This window comes from Actinomyces sp. MRS3W, assembly GCF_032465695.1.
Classification (GTDB): Bacteria; Actinomycetota; Actinomycetes; order Actinomycetales; family Actinomycetaceae; genus Actinomyces.
The window spans coordinates 1-1,296 of sequence record NZ_JAWDJJ010000198.1 but is presented as its reverse complement, the minus strand read 5'-3'; the positions used below and the strand labels follow the sequence as shown (position 1 = coordinate 1,296).

Genomic DNA, 1,296 nt, shown 5'->3' with positions numbered 1-1,296 from the left:
CGCGCCGAGCTGCATCTGCCACCCGCCTGGCGGGCGGCACGTCTGGATGGGGCGCGCGCAGGTATCGAGGCCCTGTTCGACCGCGCCCGCACGGCCGGCTTCGAGGTACTCGGCCCCGTCCCCGTGCCCCGGCGCGATTCCAGTCCGGAGCCGCCGACGCTGCGGGGGCTGGTGCGCGCCCCCCTGGACCGGGGCCGGGAACTGGCCGCCTTCCTCCGACTGCAGGCGCGTGAGGCCTCGGTACGGCGTGAGGAGAGCGTGCGCATCGAGCTGGACCCCACGGTTCTGTGGTAATGGTCATAAGCGCCGGTATCCTGGGAGCGTAGAAGGGAGCCCTGGTGAACCACCCCGACACTGCCATTGGTGACCTTGCCGACGGCCCGGATGGCATTGACGCCGTCGTCTTCGACTACGGCAATGTCATCTACACCTGGGAGGCAGTCGGCGCGATCGCCGGCCGGGTACCGCTGGCGCGTTGGCAGGAATTCGTCACGCAAGCGGACTTCACCCACTGGAACACTATGTTCGACGCCGGCGTGCCGCTCACGCAGGTGCTGGCCGCGCTGGCCGCCGCCCACCCCGACCGCCCCGACTGGGTGGAGATCCTACGCACCTACTGGGAGCACTTCGCCGACACCAAAACCGGCCCCGTCCCCGGCACCGCCGCGATCATCGAGGATCTGCTGGAGGCCGATGTCCCCCTGTACGCCCTGACCAACTTCAACGACGTCCTCTTCGATGCCACCAGGCACCTCTCGCCACTGCTGGAACGCTTCCGCGGCATCGTGGTCTCCGGGCGCGAGCACCTGGTCAAGCCCGATCCGGCCGTCTACCGCCTCCTGCTGGACCGCTACCGGCTGCACGCGGGCCGTACCCTGTTCATCGACGACTCACCGGTCAACGTGGAGGCTGCCCGCGCGGTCGGCATGCAGGCGCACCGCTTCACGGGCGCCGGCATGCTGCGCGCAGTCCTCATCGAAGCGGGATTACTGCCCGCACCCCTAAACTGACCCCATGCGTGTGCTTTTCGCCGGAACCCCCGAGGTGGCCCTGCCCGCACTGGGCGCGTTGCTTGCCGCACCCGAGCACGAGGTCGTGGGTGTGCTCACCCGCGCCGACGCCCGCAAGGGACGCGGCCGCAGCCTGCACCCCTCACCGGTGGCCGCTGCCGCCCGCGAAGCAGGACTGGACGTGCGCACCCCAACCACCCTGCGGGAAGAGGACGTGCAGGCGTGGGTGCGTGAGCTGCGCCCGGATGTTGCCGTCGTCGTCGCCTACGGCCGGCTCGTACCCGCC

At 70.3% G+C, this 1,296-nt stretch carries 2 protein-coding genes and 1 pseudogene; all 3 read left to right on the top strand.

Annotated features, from left to right (window positions below; all coding sequences use genetic code 11):
* Positions 1-294 (top strand): annotated as a pseudogene (locus tag RWX45_RS07445) (primosomal protein N'); the annotation flags it as partial.
* Between the two features lie 44 nt (positions 295-338).
* Positions 339-1,010: an HAD family phosphatase gene (locus tag RWX45_RS07440; RefSeq protein WP_316023100.1), complete on the top strand. Its 672-nt coding sequence runs from the start codon at positions 339-341 to the stop codon at positions 1,008-1,010.
* A 4-nt stretch (positions 1,011-1,014) separates the two neighbouring features.
* Positions 1,015-1,296: formyltransferase family protein (locus RWX45_RS07435; protein WP_316023099.1), on the top strand; the 282-nt coding region annotated here is incomplete at its 3' end.